The sequence below is a fragment of the Gracilimonas sp. B-17 genome, from assembly GCF_056857935.1.
The window spans coordinates 220,441-238,075 of the sequence record NZ_JBSXOA010000012.1; the positions used below are offsets into that span (position 1 = coordinate 220,441).

The 17,635-nt window shown below is 43.5% G+C and carries 15 protein-coding genes; 7 read left to right on the plus strand and 8 right to left on the minus strand.

Translation table 11 applies throughout. The features are described 5' to 3' along the window. The first annotated feature begins 44 nt into the window (after positions 1-44). The 4 genes from hemE to hemL all read left to right on the plus strand — a co-directional run bounded on the left by hemE (position 45) and on the right by hemL (position 4,861). Positions 45-1,076, plus strand: coding sequence for a uroporphyrinogen decarboxylase (gene hemE / locus AC13FX_RS09525; protein WP_482880319.1), 1,032 nt, complete (start codon positions 45-47; stop codon positions 1,074-1,076). 170 nt (positions 1,077-1,246) lie between these two features. Beyond that, positions 1,247-2,179 (plus strand): oxygen-dependent coproporphyrinogen oxidase, encoded by a 933-nt coding sequence (hemF, locus tag AC13FX_RS09530; protein WP_482880320.1) that lies wholly within the window; start codon positions 1,247-1,249, stop codon positions 2,177-2,179. An 85-nt stretch (positions 2,180-2,264) separates the two neighbouring features. Beyond that, entirely contained in the window at positions 2,265-3,248 is a 984-nt protein-coding gene (hemB, locus tag AC13FX_RS09535) for a porphobilinogen synthase (protein WP_482880321.1), read from the plus strand. 320 nt (positions 3,249-3,568) lie between these two features. Further along, positions 3,569-4,861, plus strand: a complete 1,293-nt coding sequence (hemL, locus tag AC13FX_RS09540; RefSeq protein WP_482880322.1) for a glutamate-1-semialdehyde 2,1-aminomutase — start codon at positions 3,569-3,571, stop codon at positions 4,859-4,861. 29 nt (positions 4,862-4,890) lie between these two features. Here the strand turns inward: hemL and AC13FX_RS09545 are convergent, their stop codons facing one another. Then, positions 4,891-6,051 (minus strand): hypothetical protein, encoded by a 1,161-nt coding sequence (locus AC13FX_RS09545; RefSeq protein ID WP_482880323.1) that lies wholly within the window; start codon positions 6,049-6,051, stop codon positions 4,891-4,893. Positions 6,052-6,142: 91 nt separating this feature from the next. Further along, positions 6,143-6,562 carry a VOC family protein gene (locus tag AC13FX_RS09550; protein WP_482880324.1) on the minus strand — a complete coding sequence of 140 codons (420 nt, stop codon included), beginning with the start codon at positions 6,560-6,562 and terminating at the stop codon, positions 6,143-6,145. Positions 6,563-6,706: 144 nt separating this feature from the next. On the opposite strand from AC13FX_RS09550, the gene pckA reads away from it, so the two are divergent. Then, positions 6,707-8,299 (plus strand): phosphoenolpyruvate carboxykinase (ATP), encoded by a 1,593-nt coding sequence (gene pckA / locus AC13FX_RS09555; RefSeq protein WP_482880325.1) that lies wholly within the window; start codon positions 6,707-6,709, stop codon positions 8,297-8,299. Positions 8,300-8,392: 93 nt separating this feature from the next. Here pckA and AC13FX_RS09560 read toward each other — a convergent pair whose 3' ends face one another. The 4 genes from AC13FX_RS09560 to AC13FX_RS09575 form a co-directional block, all read right to left on the minus strand. Further along, a complete protein-coding gene (locus AC13FX_RS09560; protein ID WP_482880326.1) occupies positions 8,393-10,138 on the minus strand; it encodes a Na/Pi cotransporter family protein in 1,746 nt (581 codons plus the stop codon). An 81-nt stretch (positions 10,139-10,219) separates the two neighbouring features. Continuing rightward, positions 10,220-10,561 (minus strand): response regulator transcription factor, encoded by a 342-nt coding sequence (locus tag AC13FX_RS09565; protein ID WP_482880327.1) that lies wholly within the window; start codon positions 10,559-10,561, stop codon positions 10,220-10,222. A gap of 124 nt (positions 10,562-10,685) precedes the next feature. Further along, the gene (locus tag AC13FX_RS09570; protein WP_482880328.1) at positions 10,686-11,786 is read right to left on the minus strand and encodes an aminopeptidase; all 1,101 of its coding nucleotides are present in this window, start codon (positions 11,784-11,786) and stop codon (positions 10,686-10,688) included. A 124-nt stretch (positions 11,787-11,910) separates the two neighbouring features. Then, the gene (locus AC13FX_RS09575; protein WP_482880329.1) at positions 11,911-12,537 is read right to left on the minus strand and encodes an ABC transporter ATP-binding protein; all 627 of its coding nucleotides are present in this window, start codon (positions 12,535-12,537) and stop codon (positions 11,911-11,913) included. A gap of 141 nt (positions 12,538-12,678) precedes the next feature. Here AC13FX_RS09575 and AC13FX_RS09580 point away from each other — a divergent pair, with 141 nt between their 5' ends. Together AC13FX_RS09580 and AC13FX_RS09585 are read left to right on the plus strand one after the other, a co-directional pair. Beyond that, positions 12,679-14,367, plus strand: coding sequence for a hypothetical protein (locus AC13FX_RS09580; RefSeq protein ID WP_482880330.1), 1,689 nt, complete (start codon positions 12,679-12,681; stop codon positions 14,365-14,367). Positions 14,368-14,373: 6 nt separating this feature from the next. Further along, positions 14,374-15,924, plus strand: coding sequence for an acyl-CoA carboxylase subunit beta (locus tag AC13FX_RS09585; RefSeq protein ID WP_482880331.1), 1,551 nt, complete (start codon positions 14,374-14,376; stop codon positions 15,922-15,924). An 85-nt stretch (positions 15,925-16,009) separates the two neighbouring features. Here AC13FX_RS09585 and AC13FX_RS09590 read toward each other — a convergent pair whose 3' ends face one another. After that, a complete protein-coding gene (locus AC13FX_RS09590; RefSeq protein WP_482880332.1) occupies positions 16,010-16,801 on the minus strand; it encodes a purine-nucleoside phosphorylase in 792 nt (263 codons plus the stop codon). Further along, a complete protein-coding gene (locus AC13FX_RS09595) occupies positions 16,788-17,600 on the minus strand; it encodes an MBL fold metallo-hydrolase (protein ID WP_482880333.1) in 813 nt (270 codons plus the stop codon). Before AC13FX_RS09595 ends, AC13FX_RS09590 begins: the two co-directional genes overlap by 14 nt. Between the last annotated feature and the right edge of the window lie 35 nt (positions 17,601-17,635).

The following is a 17,635-nucleotide window of genomic DNA, read 5'->3' on the forward strand; positions in this document are numbered from 1 at the left end:
AGGTAAATACCCCTTACTACAAATTTTTTAATTAATATTGATCAATGTCATTTCCTGAATTAAAAAACAGATTACTACTCGATACACTGGAAGGTAAGGATACTGAACGCCCGCCCGTATGGATGATGCGTCAGGCCGGACGTTATCTCCCTGAATACATGGAGATCAAAAAGAAATACAGTTTTTTTGAGAGGGTAAAGACCCCGGAACTGGCCAGTGAGATCACCATTCAGCCTATTGATATCGTTGGAACCGATGCAGCCATTTTATTTTCTGATATCCTGGTTCTGATCGAATGTTTGGACGTGGAAGTTCAGCTCAAACCGGGATTTGGCCCATATTTACCGGATCCTATCCGAACGGTTGAACAAGTTGAAAACCTGAATATCATTCCTGCTGAGGAGCAACTCAGTTATGTGTATGATGCATTGTCACTTACACGTCATGAACTGGATGGGCGAGTGCCTCTGATCGGTTTTGCGGGTGCTCCCTGGACCCTATTTTGTTACCTGGTTGAAGGTCGGGGATCAAAGACATTTTCAACAGCGAAAGCTTTTTTATTCTCTCAGCCTGAGGCCGCTCATAAATTGCTGGAGGTGATGACCGACCAAACCATACAATATCTGCATCATCAGGTAAAAGCCGGAGCACAGGTTCTGCAGGTATTTGAATCCTGGGCAGCAGCGCTTGGTCCTGATGATTTTAAGAAATTTGCATTACCTCACCTTCAGCGTATTGCAAATGAGGATTATGGTGTGCCTTTGATCATGTTCTGTAAGGATGCTGAATGGAGCTATCCACTGTTTGCACACACCAATGTTACAGGCTTCGGTATTGGCTGGGGATGTACTCCGGAACATGCCCGTCAGTTTGCCGGCGATAAAGTGGTACAGGGGAATTTCGATCCTTCCAAGCTTTTGATGAGTCCTGAGAATATTGAATCGGAAGCGACTGAGATGTTAAAGCGGTTTGGCAAAGGAAATTACATTGCCAATTTAGGGCATGGTATCTTACCGGATGTTCCTGTTCAGAATGCAAAAAGGTTCGTGGATACCGTAAAGAATTTTAGATATTGAAACCATTTGGACCGGGAGGTCCGGTTAGGCGTTCCCAACCGGGTGGTTGGGAACGAGCATGAAGCGTGAGTGCTATTGTAGGGGCGAATCGAATTCGGCCGGTTGGACCATAATTCATTCACCGTAGGGGCAATTCATGAATTGCCCCTACGGTGAATAATAAATTTGATATGACAAATAGAAATCTCAGATCCATAAAACCACAATTCACACAATTTGTCTCTGATGTGCAGCAACACATCTGTGATGAACTGGAAGCTGTTGAGGGTACACAAACATTCCTGATCGAGGATTGGGAACGGGAAGGATTTGGAGGAGGCAGTACCCGCATCATAGCAGATGGTGAGGTGATCGAAAAGGGCGGGGTGAATGTCTCTACGGTTGGTGGCCCGCTGCCGGAATCCATGAGAGAGAAATTCGATGTGCCGGAATCCGAATTCTTTGCTACGGGAGTATCCCTGGTCATCCATCCCCGAAATCCTTTTGTGCCCACAGTTCATGCCAATTATAGATATTTTGAGCTTTACGACAAAGATTCCGGAGAATTACGCGATCAGTGGTTTGGCGGCGGGGCTGATATGACGCCCTACTATTTGTATCCGGAGGATGCCAAACATTTTCATCTGGTACACAAACAGGTTTGCGATAGGTTTGACCCGGATTATTACCCGACCTTCAAAGCGGAATGCGATGCCTATTTCTTTAACCATCACCGCGATGAAGCACGTGGGATCGGTGGATTATTCTTTGACTATCAACGGCCAAATGAAGACCGGTGTGCCGGGGATCTGTTTGCGTTCGCAAAGGCCTGTGGGTTTGCATTTACTGATGCCTATATTCCCATTCTTAAGAACCGAAAGGATATTGATTTCGGAGAGTCACACCGAAAGTGGCAGGAGATCCGCCGAGGACGTTACGTTGAATTTAATTTGATACATGACCGCGGTACATTGTTCGGATTGAAGACCAAAGGTCGAATCGAATCGATCCTGATGAGTCTGCCCCCACAAGTGCGATGGGTGTATGATCATCATCCTGAAGAAGGCAGCCCCGAGGCGGAATTGGTAGAACACCTGAAACCGATAGATTGGATCAATTATTAAATAAGTGAAAGGGGAAAAGTGAAAAGGCAAAAATTCATTTAGTACTTTTCACTTTTGCCTTTTCACTTTTCACAAACATGAAACTATGAAATACCCTACAACCCGTTTACGTCGAAATCGCCAGACTTCAGCAATACGTGAGATGGTACAGGAGAACCGATTGCATCCATCTGATTTCATTGCCCCGATATTTATTATGGAGGGTAAGGACCAAAAGGAAGAGATCCCGAGTATGCCGGGCTATTTCAGGTATTCTCTGGATATGCTGGGCGAGGAGCTGGAAGAACTGATCCAGGTTGGGATTCGATCGGTCTTATTGTTCGTAAAGGTGCCGGAATCCAAAAAGGATAATCAAGGTTCAGAAGCGATCAACGATAAAGGATTGATGCAGGAATCGGTTCGGTTCATAAAGGAAAATTACCTGGATCTGTATGTGATGACGGATGTGGCGATGGACCCGTATTCATCTTATGGACATGATGGAATCGTTGAAGACGGTGAGATCGTAAATGATCCATCGGTGGACGTGCTGGCAGAAATGGCTGTGAGTCATGCCAAAGCCGGAGCTGATATGGTGGCTCCATCTGATATGATGGATGGGCGCATTGGTGCCATGAGAAAAGCCATGGATGAAGCCGGCTTTGAAAATACAGGGATCATGGCCTACAGTGCTAAGTATGCGTCATCATTTTATGGCCCTTTCCGTGATGCTTTGGATTCCGCCCCGGGATTTGGTGATAAAAAAACTTACCAAATGGATCCGGCCAATATTGATGAAGCCCTTCGTGAAGTGGAGCTCGACATCAATGAGGGAGCAGATATCGTAATGGTAAAACCCGGTATGCCATATCTGGATGTGGTTCATGCCGTTAAGGAAAATTTCAATATTCCGGTCTCGGTATATAATGTCTCCGGTGAATATGCGATGATCAAAGCCGCCGCCGAAAAAGGCTGGCTAAATGAGGAAGAAGTTATGATGGAGTCTCTGCTGGCTTTCAAGCGTGCCGGCGCAGACCTGATCGCAACCTATTTTGCGAAGGACGCCGCGAAGTTGATAAAGGAGCAATAGTTTCAGTACCGTGGGGGCGAATCGCATTCGCCTATTTTTGGTTCCAACGCAGAGCGTAGGTACCAAAAGAAGATTTTTAAAGCATTTGTAAGATTTTAAGTCCATAAACTATTGGTTCTGACGCGGGCGTAGGAACCAGGTATAAGAAATAAATTTAGTCGATAAGCTATGACTCGAACCGGGAGTTCCGGAATAGTATTTCCAACCGGTTTGGTACGAGCTTAAATCCATCACCGTAGGGGCAATTCATGAATTGCCCCTACGGTGATGGACATCCGAGTTAGAATTCAAGGAATTATAATAATTGAGAAAATAAGAATATGAACAACCAAAACAGCAAAGACCTTTTCGAACGCGCATCAAAAGTCATTCCCGGCGGAGTGAATTCTCCTGTTCGGGCCTTTAACAGTGTAGGCGGAACGCCGATCTTCATCAAGAAGGCTAAGGGAGCCTACCTATGGGATGAGGATGGCAATAAATATATTGATTTCATCAGTTCCTGGGGGCCGATGTTATTAGGTCATGCCGAGCCGGATGTGGTCAAAGCTGTTCAGGAAACGGCAGCCAATTCTACCTCTTTTGGGGCCCCAACCCGTCTTGAAGTGGAAATGGCCGAACTGATCACGAGTTCAGTTCCCGGAGTGGATAAAGTGCGTATGGTGAATTCAGGAACCGAGGCAACCATGAGTGCCATTCGCGTAGCTAGAGGCTACACAGGCAAAAATAAGATCATCAAGTTCAAGGGAAATTATCATGGCCATGGCGATTCATTCCTGATCGAAGCCGGTAGCGGTGCTTTGACGATGGGGGAACCAAGCAGTCCGGGCGTGACGGAAGGAACAGCTAAAGATACGCTCAATGCCAGATACAACGACCTGGATTCTGTGAAAAAATTAGCGGAAGCCAATGCCGGTGATATTGCAGCTATCATACTGGAACCAATCGCCGGAAATATGGGATGTATTCCCCCGGTTGAAGGGTTTTTGCAAGGTTTGCGTGATCTATGTGATGAACATGAGATCGTGTTGATCTTTGATGAGGTCATGACCGGTTTTCGCGTGGACTTTCAGGGCGCACAAAAGGTATTCGGAGTAACTGCCGACTTGGTGACATATGGCAAGATCATCGGGGCAGGTCTGCCGGTAGGAGCATATGGTGGTAAAAAGGAGATCATGGAATATGTGGCGCCGACGGGACCGGTATATCAGGCCGGTACATTATCCGGAAATCCATTGGCGATGGCTGCAGGTTATACGCTTCTTAAAAAGCTGAAAGACAATCCGCAGGTATATGAAGAACTTGAGAAAAAATCATCGGTTCTGGCAAATGGTATCGGACAGATCCTCAGTGCGCATGATATTCCGCATTCGATAAACCGGGTAGGCTCTATGGTAGGGGTGTTTTATTGTGATGGGCCGGTGGAAACTTTCGATGATGCCAACAAAACTGATAAGGACCTTTTTGGCAAGATCTTTCATGGTATGTTGAAACGTGGGGTGCATTTACCTCCATCACCGTTCGAAGCATTCTTTCTAAGTAATGCATTGACCTCGGAGGATATAAGTAACACCTTAACCGCATTTGAAGAGACTATTAAAGAAGTCATTCAGTGACCGGACTTGGTATCTAAAAAAGGGTTGGGCTACAGGATTGTTCGAATGAGGTCATCGAGATAGATATTGGCTTCAAAGACTTTTTCTTTCCAGTCCGGGTCCAGTCTGTCAAGGATCTCGGCCTGAGCCCAGCCACTGTAGTAAAAGACCGTTTCACTGAAATTGAGATCACTTTGAAGCTGTTTGATCTCCCGGTTTCGATTCTTTGATCCGCCTTTATAATGATCGAAATCAGAATCGGCCGACATTTGCGATAGGGGTTCATAAAGTCCGGGATCGGAAGCCAGTACCCAGGACCTGATCTCGACGTATTTGGCAAGTCCTTCCAGCCATTCCCGTTCCTGCTCGTAGTTCGTTAATTTTGGATTTTTAAAAGAAGTCCTTCTTTGGTCTCTGATCTGCAACCATTCTCTGGTCAGTTCTCTGAATTTTTTTTCATCTGTTGTTTTCAGAATGTTGCTCAGCATCAATCTTTCCCTAAGCCAGGCTTCTCTGAAATCCGGATCTTTCCAGGGATAGGATTTCTCAAAGGTATTTGAAGCTTCAGCTGAGCGAACTCTGCCAAATGACTTTTCTGCCTGGAAAGCATGAAATGACTCGTGAATAACTGCCGATATATGCCAGTCGCTGTTGAACTTGCTTCTTATTAATGAGTATGGGAAAATAGGTTTTAAAAATGCCGGCAGGTCTGTTTTAATGAGTTGGGTCAGTTTGATCTCAGTCCATTCCTTGGTTGTCATGCTGGCAGCATAATAACTGCCTACCTGTACAGTAAATGCTTCTGGTATCAGATCAGATGATTGGATCGGTTGCCTGTAGTAGGAAATGGACGGGCCAGATCCAACGTAGGACCAGCGGGTCCCCATCTGCTTGCTAAAAGGGACTTTCTTCCAGCCGTCTTCCGGATCGGTCAATCCACTTAAAAAAACAAAGGCTTCATTATAAAGTATGATCGGGATCTTTTGATCACCGAAACCCGGCCAGATCTCATTACCGATCTCGGTACGCAAATGATCGATCTCCTGAATACGTGACAATTCTATTTGACTGAGAGTATCAATATGGGAGGAACTCACAGGAAATTTAAGATTTGTGATTGCAATACCGGACAAAAGAATGCCAAAGATGAGAAATCCCCAAATGGTTATCGTCTTAAATTTTGTGAGGCAGCCTTTTTTTGTTTTAGTCACTTTACCTCCTGTCCCATTTGTTTGTAAATGGAATAAGAGGATATTTTGTGAATAAATAATGAAAGGCTTAGATAAAACTGGTATGAACTAATTACTCACTCAAGTTGGTCTCACCTTTTATTTTCTCATATTCCTCATCATTAGGTTCCCAAAGCTCGATCTTCACTCCATCAGGATCCATGATCCACCCAAATTTTCCGTATTCAAATTCCTCGATCTCACCAATAACTTTAACACCTTCTTCCTTTAAGACCGCAAGCAACGCCTCAAGGTCATCAACCCTATAGTTGATCATGAATTCTTTGGTGCTGGGATCTGTGTATGATGTTTCAGTATCAAAGATACTCCAGGCAGTGTACCCTTTTTTATCGGGATCCGGAGCATGCCGCCATTCAAAAGTTCCACCATATTTGCCGTTTTCTATTCCCAGATGTTTTCTATACCATTCTCTGGTCTGCTTTGGATTTTTGCTCTTAAAAAAGATACCGCCTAAGCCTGTTACTCTTTTCATGACAATTCGAATTGGTTAATGATCATTTCAGTTTAATATAGTGAAGCTATAGAGATTCCTTAACTAGTTTATAAATCCTTCATTTAGTATAGGTATATAGAGGCACTCACTTACTCAATCAATGAACACATAACCCTCAAGACAATGGGAAATAAAATTTTGGACCTATCCAAACAAAACATCACAGTAGAAAATATAATCAGGAATCCGAATCCTGCAAGGTTTTACGAGGATGCCATTAAATTCGACTCCGGTTCAGCAATAAGTGATTCCGGTGCACTTGTAGTACGTTCAGGGAAAAGGACGGGACGCAGTCCGGCCGACAAAAGGGTCGTGGAATCGCCTGGGATCAAAGATGATATCTGGTGGGGTAAGATCAATATTCCATTAGATGAAAGAACTTTTAAGATCAATTATCAGCGTGCAACTGATTATCTGAATACACTTGACCGGCTTTATGTGATCGATGGATTTGCCGGATGGGATGAAAAGTATCGGCTTAAAGTCAGGATCATTGCAGAGCGCCCATATCATGGTTTATTCATGCATAATATGCTCATTCGTCCTACAAAAGAAGAACTAGAGAATTTCGGTGAGCCGGATTTTGTGATCTTTAATGCCGGTAAATTTCCGGCTAACAAATTTACGGAAGGGATGACTTCTGATGCTTCCGTGGACGTGAATTTTGATACCAATGAAATGGTGATACTCGGTACCGAATATGCCGGTGAAATGAAGAAGGGTATCTTCACCGTGATGCATTATCTGATGCCGAAGAAAAATGTATTATCCATGCACTGTTCGGCCAATGAAGGGGATACAGAAGATGATGTGGCCCTGTTCTTCGGTCTTTCAGGAACCGGTAAAACGACTTTGTCTGCGGATAAAAGCCGTAAACTGATCGGGGATGATGAACATTGCTGGAGTGACGACGGGGTCTTTAATATTGAAGGCGGATGCTATGCCAAAACCATAGACCTTTCTGCCGAGAAAGAACCTGAGATCTATAATGCCATCAAGTACGGAACCGTGCTCGAGAATGTGGGCTACGATCCGGATACGCGTAAGGTGGATTTCAAAGACGTTTCGATCACTCAAAATACACGAGCCTCTTACCCCATTGACTACATTGATAATGCCAAGATCCCATGTATAGCAGGTCATCCAAAGAATATCATCTTTCTGACCTATGATGCCTTTGGTGTACTTCCTCCGGTTAGTAAACTGAGCCCTGAACAAGCCATGTACCACTTTATCAGTGGTTATACTGCTAAAGTGGCCGGGACTGAAGTAGGAGTAACTGAACCTGAAGCCACATTCTCAGCCTGTTTTGGGGCTGCGTTCCTCACATGGCCACCGGCAAAATATGCTGAGATGCTGGCTGAAAAGATGCGTAAGCATAATGCTAAAGCATGGCTGGTCAATACCGGGTTAACCGGTGGACCTTACGGCATTGGTTCACGTATGGATCTGAAGAGCACACGAGCGATAATTCAGGCTATTCATGCGGGTAAACTGGATGAAGTGGAAACCGTCAAGGATGAGGTGTTTGGGTTTGATATACCGACATCTTGCCCGGAAGTATCAGCTGAGATCCTTCAGCCACGTAACACCTGGGATGACGGTAGTAAATATGATGCTCAGGCTAAGAAGCTGGGGCAACTTTTCGATAAGAACTTTGAAGCATATAAGGAAGACAGCAGCGATGAGATAATCAATGCTGGCCCTAAGTTCTGATTCGGTAAAGCAGGGTAATGGTAATAAAAAAAGGCGGATGTATGATCCGCCTTTTTTATGTCTTTAGGTTTTTCTGTAAGCGGTTAAATTAGTTCATTCGTTAGCTTCTACAACTTTTTCGTAGGCTGCTTTGACCTTAACACCGGCTATGGCTTCATTTACATTAAAGAGATGGTCTCCGATTTTTTCGAGGCGGTTCACATAATCCAGAAATACAAAACCAACCTGGTTTGAGTACGTTTTATTCTCCAGTTGTCCATAGTGGTATTCAAGCAATCTGTCGCGACATTTATTGATCCTGTTCTCAATATCCATGGCTTTGGCCAGGTCAGATTCGCCGTTATCCAATTCGAGTTCACTGCGGACATGTCGTATGGCTTCATGGATCAGGTCAAGCAATTCCTTTAGCTTCATCATATTCTCATCCGGAAGGTGAGTACCTTCATTTTCCATACGTTCGTATGTTTTAGACATCTGGTAATAGATGTCACCTACGCGCTCCAGGTCATTGATCATGCTGTGCATACCGCGAATACGCCTTGTGGCGTCTTCTGTCAGGTTATAGCTGGATATTTTGGTGAGGTATTCAGCGATCTCAAGTTCCAGGTTATCCGTTATCTCTTCGCGTTTTTTTAGTTTTTTCAGGAAGTGTTCCCGTCGGTTTTGTTTATTGAATAAAAGGCCTTCCATACTGTATTGCATTTTATCAATGAGTTTAGCGAACATCTCGATCTCTTTGTGAGCCTGAGTCATGGAAAGTTCTGGAGATGACATCATACCCGATGAAATATACTTGAGACGATATTCCTGATCCGTCTTAGTTTTGTCCTTTTGATATTTTTCCACAAAACGAACTATTCGGGGGACAAAGGCTACCATGGCTACTACGTTGATCACATTAAAGGCCGAATGAAACAGTGAAAGTGCCAGCGTAGCATTTCCTCTTCCGGCCTCATTGGTAATATTGAATACAGAACCGACTCCGGGAGAAAAATAGCTCATGATCTGGTCGATCATGCCGAGGAAGGGGTTTAAGAGGATAAGCATCCATATCACCCCAAATACATTGAACACAAAGTGAAACCGTGCAGCCCGTTTGGCATAAACATTTCCAACGATAGCAGCGATATTGGCTGTAACGGTGGTTCCAATATTCTCACCCAGGATCATGGCAGCAGCTATAGGAAAATCGATCCACCCTTGAAACAGCATTACCAGGGTTATCGCCGTTGAAGCTGATGAGGACTGGGTTATCAGGGTCAGAAGGGTACCCGCCAATACGAATAGAAGAATGGATAAGAACCCAAATTCGGTGAATTGATCCAGAAACATGAACATTTCAGGATTCTCCTGAATATTTGGCACTCCATTTTTTATAAAATCCAGGCCAATGAACAGGATACCAAAACCGATCATCGCTTCAGCCATATTTTTGAGTTTTTCGCGCCCAAAGAACATGAAAGGGAAGAAGATACCGATTAGCATGATAGCAATGGGGGTGATCTGCATCTTAAAGCCAAAGATAGATACCATCCAGGCGGTGACGGTGGTTCCGATATTTGCTCCCATGATCACCCCGGTCGATTCTACAAAGGTGATCAAACCGGCATTTACGAAACTAACCACCATAACAGTAGTGGTTGATGAAGATTGAGTAATGGTCGTTGTAGTAAAACCGGTGAGAATTCCCCTGAATCTTGTTGTGGTCATTCCCTTGAGGATCGCACGGAGTTTACTGCCGGCAACTTTCTGGAGGCCATCGCTGAATACCTTCATTCCATATATGAAAATACCAAGGGCTCCGATAAGCTGTAGCAGATCGAAAAAAGAATACGTCATGTACTGATCAATTATTTAAAAATGCACTTTTTTATGCCAAGCCAATATAATGGATTTATATGTACTTATGATAAAGAGGCCTTAGGGGATCAGCTCCAATGAGCGGGCTTTTTTAATCGCTATACTTCTTCGGTTAACACCCAGTTTAGAAAAGATCCCGCGAACTCTGTTATTGACCGTATTCAACGACATGGATGTTCTGTCTGCTATCTCCTGATTTGAATATCCTTCAGACATGTGGTCCAATACCTCAAGTTCTTCCAGTTTGAGGTCCAGCTGTTTCACTGTCTCGATATTTCTTTTGAATGGAGTACCTTCTTTATTTTTCTGAGTATGCTTGCTATAGCCATTGATCTTCCAGACAATGAAAATAACAACTGCAATAGCGATGAATACAACCGAAGTGATGAAAAGATTTGGCATCAATTTCTTGATTAGGATGAAAAAAATCTTCAGTCAGAAATTAAGAAAGTGCTCAGCTATTTGGTATTAAATTACTCTTATTTAGCTGAGCACCGATCCGGTGTACCTATTTGGATTGTTGCTCTCAGAGCAGGTTTTCAGGGTTCAGGCCTTTCAGATCGTCGGCTACAAATTTTCTTCCCTTGCGAACCAGTTCACCATCCAGGTAGACGTCAGGACCGATACAAACGAGGTCCCAGTGGATGTTACTCGAATTTCCATTCGGAGCGATCTCATAATCCTTGCCCAGCGTGAGGTGATTGGAACCATAGATCTTTTCATCAAACAAAATATCATACATTGGGCTTTCAATAACGGGGTTCAATCCAAAGCTGAATTCACCAAATCTCCGCGCTCCTTCGTCTGTATCAAGGATGTCCTTAAGAGCTTCATTATTGGATGAATCATAATCGACCACGACCCCATCTTTGACTTCCAGCTTTACAAATTCAAAGGGTTTGCCCTGATAGACAGAAGGGGCATAGCTGATCACTCCGTTCACTGAATCTAGAACTGGAGAGGTAAAGAGTTCACCATCCGGAATATTTCTCTTTCCAAAACAGGGAACCCAATTCTGCCCCTTCACTGAGAAACTGATATCTGTACCATCACCTTTCAGTCGGATCTCATCGGTAGCCCTGAGTTTTGCCTCTAATGGCTTCATTGCTTCCTCCAGGGCGGCATAATCGACCAGGCAAGCGTCATAGTAAAACTCGGCAAATTTTCGGGTAGGCATTTTGGCATTCATAGCAAAGGCCGCCGAAGGATACCTCATGATGCACCAATTGGTATTGTTGACCCTTTCATCAAAATGAACCGGCTTCAGGAAGTGCTCTGAGTAGGCTTTGTTGGCTTCCTTACTTGCCAGAGAGTTTTCGTAGATATTCTGAGAGGCACGAATACCAATGAAGGCATCCATTTGTTTCATTAATGGTAACTGATCAACTTTTGCCTGATTTTTCCAGAATCCTTCGTTCCCACTCTCGATCAGAATACGCTGCGTTTCGGCATCCTCGATCTTGATAAAAGGATTGGCATCTTTGTTCCTGATCTGCTCAACCAGAGCTCTCAAAAGGTCTATGCCATTCAGGCCGATCAGCTGAACCATTACATTTTGTCCTTTTTGAACTTCGGTGCTGTGTTCCAGGATGAGCTGAGCCAGTTGCTGATCTTGTTCTGATATCATGAGATAGAATATTTGAAGTTAGATATTTTAAGATTTATTCAAACGAAAGGTACTGATCTGAAAATTGAAGTGATAGACTAATAATTAACAAATAACCCTGATCTGGTTTAAAAATTGATTTCAATCACCTGGTCAGTTTATCTATGATCAGCACCTCATCACAAAGTGAAATTTCATCAGGGTCGTTGGAAGCAAGGATGATCAAAGTACCTTTTTTTACCTCACTTTCAATTATTGAGGATACCAGGGCGTGACCTTCTTCATCAAGATTGGAACCGGGTTCATCCAGCATCAGTATCTCAGGGGTATTTACGAGAGCCGCTGCAAGTTTGGCCCGTTGCTGTTGCCCGGTAGAGAGGCTTCCAAAGAGCTGGTCTTTTAAAGGCATTAACTGGCAATGGTTCAGTAAGCTATCCTGATCCTCTTTAAGGGCGACCTTACCTCGAGCTTCTCTCAGAAATTGAAGGTTCTCAGCCACGGTAAGTTCGGCATAAAGGTTTATGTAAGGCGCGGCGTAACCCAACCGGGATTTGACTTCTTTCTGGGAGAGAAATTTCCCGGAATCGCTCCATTCAATATTTCCTGAATTGGGGCGAAGTAAATATGCCAGGCATTTCAGTAAAGTTGACTTACCGCTGCCATTATCTCCGGCTATTCCAAACACACCGTTTCTATGCTCAAAACCGAGCTCCTGAAAGATGACTTTGTTGTTAAATTTCTTAGTAAGGTCCGTAGCTTTAACAGATATCATGTGCCAAAGGTAGTAAGATTATCATTAAGAAGAATATTCAGCATATTTATAAAGTTTTATAACATAGGTGGATTTACTAAATCCTTAATTGTATTGCGACTTGGTAGGCTTTATTTTCAGTTTTAAGTTATATTTAAAGATATGCACGAATCGGTAGAACATATTATTGATAAACTAATGGGGGCGGTGAAAGCCGATAAACCCTATTACGTGCTTAAGGACCTGCTTGCTGCAGGTTTTCCTTCCTTTATTGTTGAGAGGATCCGAATTGAGATCAATGAAAAGATCAAGAATGAATTCGAACTGAAAGAGTCTGATTGGGTAAGTACAGACGAAGTATTGGTTGAAGATGCCTGGTCTGACTTTCAACATGCCCTTTTTGCCAACTCAAGAATTCCCAAAGATAAATTATACAAGATAACCGGTGAGGTGATCACTGATATTGTAAAGGTCTATCTGGAACCTCGTCATCATATGGCTGATTATATTTATAAAGGCGATGATGAACTTTCATACAGTGATTTGGTCGACAGAACTGAAAAACTTACGATCTATAAACACTTTGGGCGGGCAATTCCGCTTTACATGCAAAAACGTGGACTCAAAACACTTGAGAAAAAACGTTGTAAACTGCTTATTCATAATCTGGATGCCAATCTTGTTGCTTCATATACAGCCAAAGAATGGGCTCAGGTATTAGAATTGCTGTTTACCTTATTTGGTGGAAAGATCGATGCGAAACTCATTCAGCTGTTCTTTGAAGACAAAGGATTGTATCTGACGGCAAAAGCCTTTAATGAACTGGATGAGCAGATCACTAAGGAGCGTTTTGTCGAGATACTCTCTTATCCGGATCTTCTGGATGTAAAACTGCAGGAGAAATTCAGGGAACAGTTTCGTGAAGAATTGATCGCTCAGAAAAATCGCTTTGATGAACCTGATGAAGAAGAAATGGAGCAGATCGATGAAAAAGAACAGCGTTTGCTTGATAGCTTTTTCGGGGATTATACCAGTGACGACCCTCAGTTGACCGATCAGGAATCTTTTAACGAGCTATTCAAGACCGAGCAAACAGACAAGTCAATTTTTGAGGAATTTGAAGAAACACCTGATGCCGAGAAGATCTCAAAATCTATTAAAGACGGTAAACAAACCGATGAGATCCAAAAATTCCGCAAAAATCTGGTAACCGTTCTGGATCAGGCTGCTCACTCTTTTAAAAATCTTTCCAGAGAGGAGATTGAGGAAGAGGGAGATAAAGAGGAAGAAGATCAGGCTCAGATTGAAGATGTAAGCGAGGAAGTCGCAGAAGAACAGGATACAAAGTCTGAGGTCAATGATGAACCGGAAGATGAAATTGATGTACTGAAGGAACTATCGGATCCCGATGATTCTGAAGAGAAAAAGACCGATGAAAGTGATGATGCCGAATCCGGGGATGAACCCATGTGGAGGCAATTTTTGAGACCTGATCAAATGGATGTTCTGATGGGAGGAGGCAAACCCGAGTCAGATGAGGAATTGCTGATCGACGAGGAGGCACTTTTTGAAGAAGATCCTGAAGATGACAATGAACAGACAGTTCCGCAGCTCTCTGATTTCCTGCTAGGCCAGGAAAAGCTATTTATCAACAAAGTGTTTGGGGGCAAAAAGAAAAAATATAAATCGGCCCTTAAGTCGATAGTAGAGTTTGATGAGTGGGATAAAGCAGCAGATTTTCTACAGGAAGAGGTATTTGGAAAGAATGATGTGGACATGCTGTCTGACCCGGCTGTAGACTTTACCGATAAACTTCAATCTTATTTTGACGAATATAAAATCAACAAATAAAAATTTATGGCATCCAACCCAAAAGTAGAACGACTCCAAAAATTAAGAGAAGAAGCATTAAAGGGTGGAGGTGAAGCCCGAATAAAAAAACAGCACGATAAGGGGAAACTCACAGCACGTGAGCGTATCGATCTGCTGGTTGATAAAGGATCATTTGAAGAGATCGACAAATTCGTAACCCACCGAAGTACAGCATTCGGGCTGGATAAACAACAGTTTTTAGGAGATGGGGTGGTTACCGGTATGGGTAAGATCCACGGAAAACCTGTATACGTGTTCAGTCAGGATTTTACGGTATTCGGCGGCTCATTGTCAGAAACTCATGCGGAAAAGATCTGTAAGATCATGGACCTGGCCCTGAAAAATGGAGTCCCTATCATTGGCTTAAATGACTCGGGTGGGGCCCGAATTCAGGAGGGAGTATCATCACTTGGTGGCTACGCTGAAGTATTCTGGAGAAATAGTATGGCTTCAGGGGTCATTCCTCAGATATCTGCCGTTATGGGGCCTTGTGCCGGCGGTGCGGTTTACAGTCCGGCACTGACCGACTTCATCTTTATGGTTGAGAATACAAGCTATATGTTTGTTACCGGCCCGAATGTGGTGAAAACGGTAACACATGAAGAAGTAACATCAGAAGAATTGGGTGGTGCCTCAACGCATAGTACCAAGTCGGGCGTTTCTCATTTCTCCAGTCCCAATGATGCCGTATGTATCAATGACATTCGGGAACTCATGAAATATGTTCCTCAGAACTGTGAGGAGAAAGTGCCGATGATCGAGCCTAAAGACCCGGATTCCGGAAAGGCAAAAGCCCTGGACGAGTTGGTGCCGCTGAACCCCAATAAACCTTATGACATTCACGATGTGATCAACGGTGTAATGGATAAGGATACATTTTATGAGGTTCATAAAGATTATGCGGATAATATAGTGGTCGGGTTTGCCCGTCTCGGAGGGCGAAGCGTTGGAGTTGTTGCCAATCAACCCCTTTCCCTGGCAGGAGTTCTGGATATTGATGCCTCTCTGAAAGGTGCCCGTTTTGTTCGTTTTTGTGATGCCTTTAATATTCCTCTGGTTGTATTTGAAGATGTACCCGGATTCTTGCCCGGAACAGATCAGGAGTGGAATGGCATCATCAAGCATGGTGCAAAGCTATTGTATGCCTTCTGTGAGGCGACCGTACCTAAAATGACTGTTATTACCCGTAAGGCTTACGGAGGAGCTTATGATGTGATGAACTCTAAGCATATCCGTGCAGACTACAATGTGGCATGGCCAACAGCTGAGATCGCTGTAATGGGAACCAAGGGGGCAGTTGAGATCATCTTTCGCCGTGAAATTGCTAAAGCCGATGACCCGGAAGCAAAACAAAAGGAATTGGAAGATGAATACAGTGAAAACTTTGCACATCCATATTTAGCTGCTGGGCGCGGCTTCATTGATGACGTGATCTTACCATCAGAGACACGTGAAAAACTGATCAAACAGTTGGAAGTGTGCGAGAATAAAGTAGATACCGTGCCAAAGAAGAAGCACGACAATCTGCCTTTATAATTCAATATTTCAATAATTATTTATACCATGAGGGTAATTCAATTAATGAATTACCCTTTTTTTTTTACTAAGAACCGGATCTGTTCTAAAAATCCCGGATAAGTCCTTTGACGAGCCTTGCAAAGACGTCCTTTTTCTGATCGGCAGCTTCTTTTACCTCGGCATGATCGAGTTTTTGGTCCACCACTCCCGCAGCGGCATTTGTGATTAGCGATATGGCTGCGGCTTTCACACCGAGTCTGCCTGCCTCTGCAAGCTCAGGAGCCGTACTCATACCAACGGCATCTCCACCCATATATCTGAAAGCTCTGATCTCGGCTTTGGATTCATAGCTTGGGCCTTTGGCAAAAAGGTACGTGCCAACCTGGGTATCAATACCCAGGCCGGATGCGATCTCTTTGACCCTCAAAGCACTGCTCTCAAGGTCATAGCTCCAGTTTTTGGCAGAGGGCTCAGAGATCATGAAAAATTGCTTGATGATACTGTCAATGATCATCAAGTCTCCTACCTTAAAGCGTAGGTTGATGCCACCGGCTGCGTTGGAGATAATGAGTTTGTCTATCTCAAATGCTTTTGATAACTGAACAGGAAGCACAGTTTTTAAAAATGGATGTCCTTCGTAATGATGAAATCGTCCTGAAAAGGCTAATACAGAGTGTCCTTCTACAATTCCAGAGATCAGAGCTCCGGAATGCCCAATCACCGTTGAATCGGGGAAAGAGGGGATGTCAGAATAAGGAATGGATATGTGGTCCTCAATATGATCACCAAAGGATCCCAGACCTGATCCAAGAATCACGGCAGAGTCGATCTTATCAGGTAATCCCTTTTTGATAAGGAAATTCTTTATATCGGTGATATACTCAGGCAGGGACATGTGGTTCGATATTTTCGGTTGAGTATCCGGTTTTATCGTCATAGGATGTTAATTTGTACATAGGATGCTTGTCCTCATGATAGGACATTATCACATAACCTTCATCCAGGGCTAATTTTGTCAATTCTTCCCGTCGTTTTTGGCTTACTTTTGGTTCGAAGTCATACTTTGCAGCATATTTTCTATTCACAGCTCCCTTGGTTCCTATTACATCTCCGGCCTGCAGAAATTTTTGCTCACCATCATTAAACAGCAACACCTGATGGTATTCGGTATGCCCACCGATCTTGCGAACCGTTATCTCAGGATAGGGATGATCTTCTTCATTTAGAAAATGAAGATCAGCTTTGGCGTCCAAAAAAGATATGAATTCGGTTTTTTCCTCATCGTAATATTCATCCTTCTCAGTGACTTTCTTCCAGCCTTTTTCAGACACCCAAATTTTGGCCTCAGGAAAGGTCAGTTCCCAATACCCGTTCTCGCGGTGAGCCAGGCCACCAATATGATCGTAATGAAGGTGACTCAATAATATATCTGTGATATCAAATTCAGTCAAACCATGTTGTTCAAGATTCTCTCTCACAGTTTCAGGACCGGTATCTTCTCCAAATTCACCGATACCACAGTCAAACATGTAATTTCTTTCAGGGGTATGGATCAAAAACGGGTTCAGGGATAACTTCAGAGCACCTTTAGCCGGAGGATCATTTCGGTCAATACGCACAAATTTCTTATCAAGTCCTACTGAAAAAGTGCCTTCATACAGAACAGCAGCATAGGTTTTTTTAGATTGAGTCAATTAATCGGTAGTGTGTTTAGAATTAGTGGTGTTGT